Annotated in this window: 4 protein-coding genes; all 4 read right to left on the bottom strand. The window is 45.6% G+C overall.

What is annotated here, in order from left to right; genetic code table 11:
• Positions 1 to 386 precede the first annotated feature (386 nt).
• From IEY13_RS26115 to IEY13_RS26100, 4 genes are read right to left on the bottom strand one after another with little or no spacing between them, the layout of a single operon-like run.
• Positions 387 to 2861, bottom strand: a complete 2475-nt coding sequence (locus IEY13_RS26115) for an ABC transporter permease (protein ID WP_188957970.1) — start codon at positions 2859 to 2861, stop codon at positions 387 to 389.
• An 11-nt stretch (positions 2862 to 2872) separates the two neighbouring features.
• Complete coding sequence (locus tag IEY13_RS26110; RefSeq protein ID WP_188957968.1) at positions 2873 to 5281, bottom strand: ABC transporter permease; 2409 nt, start codon at positions 5279 to 5281, stop codon at positions 2873 to 2875.
• An 11-nt stretch (positions 5282 to 5292) separates the two neighbouring features.
• Positions 5293 to 7641: an ABC transporter permease gene (locus IEY13_RS26105; protein ID WP_188957966.1), complete on the bottom strand. Its 2349-nt coding sequence runs from the start codon at positions 7639 to 7641 to the stop codon at positions 5293 to 5295.
• 29 nt (positions 7642 to 7670) lie between these two features.
• Positions 7671 to 8315 (bottom strand): ABC transporter permease, encoded by a 645-nt coding sequence (locus tag IEY13_RS26100; protein WP_188957964.1) that lies wholly within the window; start codon positions 8313 to 8315, stop codon positions 7671 to 7673.
• Between the last annotated feature and the right edge of the window lie 17 nt (positions 8316 to 8332).

Here is an 8332-nt window from a genome sequence, read left to right as displayed (position 1 = left end):
TGCAAAGCAATGCGGGAGAGTAGGTAGTTGCCATATTTATTTAAACCGCCTTACTGCAAACAGTGAGGCGGTTTTGTTTTGTACATACCCTCAGGCAAACACTGCTGATGATACGGAGCAGTTGAATGAAATCTATTGGAAGCTTTCTTGCTGATAAAGGGAAACAAAGACGTTGTTGTATCAACAGTAATTGAATACGCTGAGAATCGCGTAAAAGGCAACCGGATTCATCAGGTACCAGAATAAAAGAACGTGTATCAAGCGCGATACACCTTCTTTGTTTTATAACTGATAAGGTGAACTAATTCCGGTGTGTCTGTGGCTGATGTATGCTGAGGTCGCGCTTTATCAGGAACACAAGAACCGGATACCTCCCAAACTTATCATCAGTCTGCCTTTAAACTTTTTACGGGGCTTTTTAGGGCAGTTTTAAATGCCTGAAAGCTTACTGTAAATAAGGCTATAAATACAGCAGTTAACGCTGCCAGCGCAAATATCCACCAGCTGAGTGTGATGCGGTAAGCAAAGTCAAGCAACCACTTGTTCATTGCCCACCACGCAATAGGAACGGCCAGCAGAATAGAGATGGCTATGGGTTTAAGGAAATCTTTGGATAAGAGCATTGCCAGGCCTTGTTCGGAAGCACCCAGCACTTTGCGTATACCAATTTCACGGGTTCGGGTTTCGGCAATGTATACAGAAAGGCCAAATAAGCCCAGGCAGGCAATAATTAATGCCAGTATAGTAAATAAGGTAAACAGTGCTCCCATCCTTTCTTCTGAGCGATAGAGGGCTTCAAAGTTTTTATCCAGAAAGGAATAATCAAAAGGCGTGTCGTTAACAAAGCGTTTCCATATGCCGCCGCATTGTTCCACTACTTTGGCAACAGCACTTCCCTGTAAACTTATGATAGCATAGCTGCTATTAATATGATAGGTTTGAGAGCTGTGGTGAAAGAGGGCGAATGAGGCAATTTCTGCATGCAATGATTCTGTGTTGAAATCTTTTACTACACCTATTACTTTATACTGCTCGTTTTTGCGGCCACCAGGGTAGGATAAATATTGTCCAATCGGATCTTTCCAGCCTATCAGCCGCGCTGTTGTTTCGTTAATAATAACCGAAGCAGAGTCGTTATAATCGGGTGAAAAATTGCGTCCTTTCAGCAACTGCAGGTGCAGAGCGGGAATCAGATGTTCATCTGTAAGGTAGGACGAAAGGGTAATGTCTTTGGCTATGCCCGCAGCGCCATTGGCTACCGGGATATAGAAATCGGTGAATGAATTACCGGAAGGGATGCCGGTGGCAACCGACACCTGATTTACACCATTAATTTGTGCCAGTTGCTGTCGGAATGTTTGCGGATCGCCGGTTAATTTTTCCAGATAGGGAATAACCATTACGTTGTTGGTATGCATTCCCAGGTCTTTCTGACGGGTATATTGTAGCTGACGATATACTACAATGGTACAAATGATTAATACTACAGATATAGCAAACTGAAAAGCTACAAGCCCGTTACGGAAGAGGCCGTTGCCTGCCCGTGAGGTGGTATTGCCAGAACCCTTTAATACCGATACCGGGTTAAAGCGGGTAAGGTAAAAGGCAGGATAGCTGCCTGCCAGCAATGCAGTGATAACGAGTAATGCCAGCACCATACCCAGTGTGGGCAGGCTGAATATAACAGATGCAGCAATTTGTTTTTGTGCTAACTGGTTAAAAGCCGGCAGGGCAAGCCACGCAACCAGTACAGCGATAACGGCAGACATTGCACTAAACAAAAACGCCTCAGATAGAAATTGAAACATCAGGCTTTTACGTTGCGAGCCCAGCACTTTGCGTATACCTACTTCTTTTGCACGCCGCGCTGCTCTGGCGGTGGAGAGGTTCATAAAGTTTACACAGGCGAGAACAATAATAAAAAGCGCTACTATTCCAAAAGTGTATACATGGGTTATACTGCCTATATTGTTATAGGGGGTGTTAATGCCTGCTGAATGCAAATGTATACTGGTAAAGGGTTGCAGGTGAAAATCCCAGCGGCCTCCCTTTTTTAAAAACTCGTCCAACGGTTGCCCTATGCGGTTAAAGGCGCTTACTGCCAGCTTTTTTACCATGGCAGGAAAATGTGCTTCCAGTTGCGGAACAATATTCTTTTGTGCAGCAGCGGTGGGTTTTAATACTATATAGGTGCTCATCTGGCACCATACCCAGCTCCAGCTGAAGCGTTTTACGGGAGGGCAGGAAGAAGTGGGTATGAGCAAATCGAACTGCAGGGAAGATTGTGCCGGAAGGTCTTTTACAATACCGGTTACTACAAAAGGTTGCTGGTATTCATCAAACGAAAGAAGCTGGCCTACCGGCTGTGTATTGCCAAAATACTTTTTAGCAGTGCTTTGGGTAAGTACTACCGAACCGGGTTTTTGCAGGCAGCTTGCAGCATTGCCTGCCATTAACGGAAAACGGAATACCTGCAGAAAGTTAGAGTCAACCGCCAGCAGTCTGTTTTCATTAAAGTATTTTGTTTGCGTACCAGCCTCCCGCCTGATTACCTCATTGCTCATGCGGTATACGCGTGTATAACTTTCTACTTCAGGAAATTCATTGTTTAGTGCAGGGCCAACAGTAGGTGGTGTGTTGCCTGCAACAAACTCTGTACCGCCAAAGTTGGCGTCTATATTTACCTGATAAATACGGTTGGCTTCGGGTAAAAAGCGGTCGTATGACAGTTCATCTTTAATATACACCACAATAAGAATAACACAGGCCAGCCCCGCAGCCAGCCCGGTAATATTAATAAAGCTGTTGGTTTTGCTGCGGCGGATATTGCGCCAGGCTATTTTAAGATAATTGGTGAACATAGTGTTATCAGTTAATTGTTTTGGAGACTTTTTACGGGATTGGCCAGTGATGCTTTAATGGCTTTATAGCTTACAGTAATCCATGCAATGAGTAATGATATGGCAATTGCCAGCAGGAATATGGTTATTTCCATAGGAATGCGATATACAAAGCCCTGCAGCCAATGGCTCATGAGCCACCAGCCTATGGGGGTAGCAATAACAAAGGCAGCAACTACCAGTAACGTAAACTCTCTGGAAAATAATACTACAATGCTGGCAGCGCTGGCCCCCAGCGTTTTCCGGATGCCTACTTCTTTTGTTTTCTGAATAGCGAGGAAAGAGATGAGCCCATACACACCAAGGCAGGATATAAAGATGGCAATGCCCGCAAAGAGTTTGTACAGAACAGCCAGCTGGGTTTCCTGCTGGTAGAAGTTGGCAATTTTTTCATCCAGAAACGAAGGATTGTATACATAATCGGGATAGGTGCGTTCCCATATTTCTTTTATAGCCGCGAGGGAAGTGCTGAGGCCGGCACCAGATAGTTTAACGCCGATGGTGCCATAAAACTCTTTGCGGCTGAATAGTGCTATAGGGCGTACTTCTTCGCGTAACGAGCTGGCTTTGAAATCTTTTACCACCCCTGTTATGGGATACCATTTACCGCCCAGGCGTATATCCTTTCCTAAAATGTCTTTAGCCTCGCGGATACCAAGTTTGTTGCAAAGCATTTCATTTACTACCACCTCTCTGGTAGTATCGCTGGCAGTAAAAGACCGGCCGGCAATCAGTTGCAGCCCGTAGGTATTGAAGTAAGCAGTATCTGCTATTTTGAGGAATATATCAAAGGATTCATCTTTGGCGGCATGGTTGAAGTAGAAATTGCTGGACCAGTCGTTGGACGAGGAGGGGGGATCTGAACAGAAGGAAACCGCCTTTACACCACTTACCTGTTGCAGCTGTTGCTGCAAGGTGGCTACTTTAGGCAGGCTGGTACTGTCTGTAATATTATCCAGCAGCAGAATTGCATCTTTGTTGAAGCCCAGATCTGCCTGCCTTATGTAATTCATTTGTTTTACCGCAATGATGGTGCCGATGATAAGTACCTGCGAAATGGCAAACTGGGTTACTACCAGTACGCGGCGTAGTGAAATGCGGGCGCCACCTTTCTGATAGATTTTGTTTTTTAAAGCTTCTACGGGAGCAAAGCCAGAGAGAATAAATGCCGGATATAACCCTGCCAGCAGGGTAACTGCCACACCGGTAGCTAACAGAAACAGAAAAGCATCTTTGCTGAATAATGCTACGGCTGCTGGAACAGAGGATAACAACGATAGCGATGGTTTGGCCACAAAGGCGATGCCACTGGCTAACAGCAGCGCAAGGCTTACCACTATAGCCGTTTCGCTGAGTACCTGAAATATAATCTGCTGTCTGCGGCCGCCCAGTACCTTACGCACTCCTATTTCTTTTGCGCGGGTAGCAGCCTGCGCAGTACACAGGTTAATGAAATTGATAGCTGCCATCATTACTACAAATCCTCCTATCAACGCCAGTGTAAGTAAGGTGGTTCGTGACGTAGTATGATCGCCCATGTTGCCAAACCGGGTATCAAAATGCAGATCTTTCAACGGCTGGAGAAAGAAGGTTTTCTTAGCTGCCACCTCTTCATCGTAATACTTGCGGGTAAAGCTGGTAAATTGTTTATTGATAGAAGCGGGTGTTACCGCAGATGGCAGTAATACAAATATCTGATGATTGCTGGTGCTGTGTTGCCAGCGTTGGGTATAGTTATACCTGTTGCCGTATGGAGGCAGGGTAGAAAAGGATACCAGTACGGATAAGGGAATATCTGTACTAAGGGGTTGATTTTCTATAACGCCGGCTACCATTAACGGAATCTGATTATCCATAGTAATGGTTTTGCCGGTAGCTTCCTGCCATTGGCCAAAGTAGCGTTCGGCATGTTCTTTATCTAACACTACCTTGCCTGGTTGTGCTAATACAGAAGCATTGCCGCTGAGCCATTTGGTGGTGAACATATGAAAGAAGGAAGTATCTATAAAAAGAACGCCACTGCTTTCTGTAAATTTTTTAGGGGCTTGTGTGCCGGAGGGTATGGTAATCTGACTGCCATAACTGCTGAATACCTCACTGATAGCGCTTATCTGCGGAAAGTCTACACGCATAGCAGCGGTAACAGGGCCGGGCATCCCTTCTTCATATACCAGTCCGTCAGGATAGGCATCGTGCTTTACAACCCGGTATAATTGTTTATAGTTCTTATGAAAGGTATCGTGCCCCAGTTCAAACCGCACTACACGGAAGATAAGCAAGCAGGCAGCAATGCCAATGGCCAGGCCGGTTATATTAATAACGCTGTTGGCTTTGTGCCGTAGCAGATTACGCCATGCTATAGTAAGGTAGTGGATAAACATAAGTAAGATAGTTAAGTGTTGCGTAAACTTTTTACCGGGTTACTGATGGCTGCGCGTATGCTCTGAAAGCTGATGGTGATTAGTGCTATGAGCATAGCAGTAATACCTGCCAGCAGAAATATCCACCAGCTGATGCTGATACGGTATTCGTAATTCTGCAGCCAGTTGTGCATAAGCCACCACGCAACGGGAAAGGCTATTATAGAAGAAACCAGCACCAGCGCCATAAACTCTTTAGACAACAGGGCGGTAACATTGCTTACGGTTGCACCCAATACTTTACGGATGCCTATTTCTTTTTTGCGTTGCTCGGCAGAAAAGGCAGACAATCCAAAGAGGCCCAGGCAGGAAATGAGTATGGCCAGTGCGGCAAAAAGAGAAGCCAGCTTGCCGGTAAACTGTTCGTTAAAGAACATGGTATTGAAAGACTGGTCGGTAAAGTTGTATTCAAAGGGATATTCGGGCTGGTATTTCTTGATAATGGTTTCTACCTTACCCACAGCACTTATCAGGTTATCGGAGGGCTTTAACCGTATCATTAATACTTCGGTAAGCTGTGGCATACAGAACATAATCAACGGAGCCGGTTTGCTGTACATATCGTTGTATAAAAAATCATTCACAATACCGGTAATCAGGTATTGCTCTTTAGCGCGTTTAATGTAGTGGCCTACCTGCCCTTCTTTACCCATCATATTGGCCAGGCGTCGGTTGATAATTACACTGGCACTATCTGCTTTGGCATCGGTGTAAAAGTCGCGGCCGCTTTCCAGCTGAAAGCCCATAGTATTTAACAGGTGCGGGCCGGTGGCAATAAGAGATACCAGCGGGTTAACAGAAGGATCTTTACCCTGCCATTCAAAACCTGCGCCGTTGCTGCCTACTTCCAGCATGTTCTGGTTACAAAGGGCAGCATCGGTTACTACACCACTGCGTACCAGCTCATCACGCACTACGCTAAAGTGTTCCTGTACGTTCTTTTCCAGCTTGGCATAGATGAGGTTTTCTTTATCAAAGCCCAGTTGCCGGTTACGGGTATGTTCTACCTGGCGGTAAACGATGGTAGTACAGATGATTAATATAATGGAGATAGAGAACTGGAATACTACCAACCCTTTGCGAAACCAGGAAGCAGAACTATTCTGCCTGTCGCGGAAGCCTTTTAATACCTGAATGGGTTTAAAAGAAGAAAGGTATAAAGCAGGATAACTGCCGGCTACAATACCGCAGATGAGCCCTATGCTTAACAGGCCTGCCAGGTGTACAGGTTGTATCAGCGACAAGGATAAATGCTTTTGTACAAGGCTGTTGAAGGCAGGCAGGAACAGGTAGATTAAACCTATAGAAAGCACTACCGACAAAAAAGACATAAACATAGACTCTCCGCCAAACTGCAGAATCAACCGCAGCTTTTGCGCACCTATTACCTTGCGCACACCTACTTCCCTTGCCCGTTTTTCAGAGCGTGCGGTGGACAGGTTCATAAAATTAATGCAGGCTATAAATAGTATTACCCAGGCTATACCTGCAAAAAGGCGTACATCTTTAATGCGGCCGCCGGCAGGTTTGCCGTTGTTGAAGTAGCTGTATAAGCGCCACTGGCTCATAGGAAATACAAATGCCTCGTCTTTACTTTCAGGCTCACTTGTGCGGATGAGTTGGGTGAGCTGTTTGTTTACCGCATTCGTGTTAGCACCGGGTGCCAGCTGAATAAAGGTTTGCAGGCCGTTATTGCCCCATGTTTTTACCCATGGATTGTTTTTTTCATAAGCGGCAAAGGGTAGCAGCCACTGAAAGCGAACGGAGCTATTGTAAGGTTGATTTTCTACTACGGCCGTAACGGTAAATAGTTCGCTGTTGTTCACCTTTACACTTTTACCCATAGCATCCTCTGTATTGCCGAATATGGTGGTGGCCATCTCTCTGGTTACTACCAGCGAATTGGGCTGTGTAAGCGCCGCTGCGGGATTGCCTTTGAGAAAGGTAAGTGAGAACATGGAAAGGAAAGCAGGATCTACATAAGCGCCGCGCTGGTATATGGGGTTGTTGTTGTAAGAGAAGTTTTGCTTATCTGCCCAGGTCATTCTTGCGGTGTTTTGAATACCAGGTACAGATGATTGCACAGCGGGTGAAAGGGGGCCGGGGGTTGACCAGAATGTGCTGGTTACGCCGTTGTAAGTTTGATTTTCCAGTACGCTGTATAACTGGTTTTTATGGGTAAAGTGGTTGTTATACGTTACTTCATCTTCCACCCACAGAAATATGAGGGCGCTGCAGGTGATACCTGTGGCCAGCCCCAGTATATTAAGCAGGCTAAAAGTTTTGTTAGACAGCAGGCGGCGGAATGCTTTGGTAAACATACTTGTACAAACGTTTTATGTAAGAGAACCTATGTATTTCTGAGGCTTTTAACAGGATTGGCTACAGCAGCTTTTATTGCCTGTATGCTAATTGTTAACAGCGCAATTGTTATAATAATAAAACCTGCCCACACGAATACCCAGCCCGATAAAGAAATGCGGTAGCTGTAGTTGGTGAGCCATTTGTTCATAGATATCCAGGACAATGGAGCAGCTTGCGCTGTTTGCTCGGTAAGTATGATGCTATAGGGATCGTTGAGGGCTGTGCGGTAATCGCCCGATAGCAGGCTGAAGCCGAACATGGTAAGAAAGCCCGGATCTACTGTGGCTCCGCTTTGTATCAGTGTTTTGTCTTTCCACTTCAACAACGCGGTGTTATGGGCACTGAACCGGGTGGTGGCTTTTATTTCCGGATAACCGGCCTGCAATGCAGGTGCCATCAGCGAAGAGGTTTGCGACCAGCAGCTGATATTTCCGTTGTGGTTATCCCGGCTGTAGGCAATATACAACCGGTCTGAGTTGTCATAAAAGCTGTCGTAGCTAAGCTCGTGCTGTACCCACAGTGCCAGCAGTATAAAACAGGTAAGTCCTACTGCCAGCCCTGAAATATTAATCACAGAAAACGTTACGTTTTTTCTCAGATTGCGAAATGCTATGATCATATTTCCTTTCATACAAAAGGTGGGCTAGT

Source organism: Filimonas zeae (assembly GCF_014641615.1).
In the GTDB taxonomy this organism is placed as follows: domain Bacteria; phylum Bacteroidota; class Bacteroidia; order Chitinophagales; family Chitinophagaceae; genus Filimonas; species Filimonas zeae.
The sequence above is the reverse complement of the archived record's forward strand: the minus strand, read 5'-3'. Positions and strand labels throughout refer to the sequence as shown.